1 pseudogene is annotated in these 251 nt (G+C 25.9%); it reads right to left on the bottom strand.

Annotation, left to right across the window (positions count from 1 at the left end):
* Positions 1–214, bottom strand: a pseudogene (locus G9F48_RS19480) (SAR2788 family putative toxin); the annotation flags it as partial.
* Between the last annotated feature and the right edge of the window lie 37 nt (positions 215–251).

Genomic DNA, 251 nt, shown 5'->3' with positions numbered 1-251 from the left:
TTATTAATGAAAGTTTCATATTTTCTTTATCTAAAGTCATTAAACCTTTAACTCCGCCTTTTTCTGCTGTGATTACTAATTTCTCTTCATCGTTTGTTACAATTTGGTAATCCTTATTGTTTAATGCCTCAGCTTTTGATTCATTATGTAAAATAAAAGTGAAAGTTAATACTAGGCTTAAAATAACTGCAATACTCTTTTTAAAACATTTCATTCAAATTAACCCCTTTACTTAAAAGATAAAAAACCTT

Origin of the sequence: Bacillus sp. EKM420B, from assembly GCF_011065565.1 — a bacterium.
Lineage (GTDB): Bacteria > Bacillota > Bacilli > Bacillales > Bacillaceae > Bacillus > Bacillus velezensis.
The sequence above is the reverse complement of the archived record's forward strand: the minus strand, read 5'-3'. Positions and strand labels throughout refer to the sequence as shown.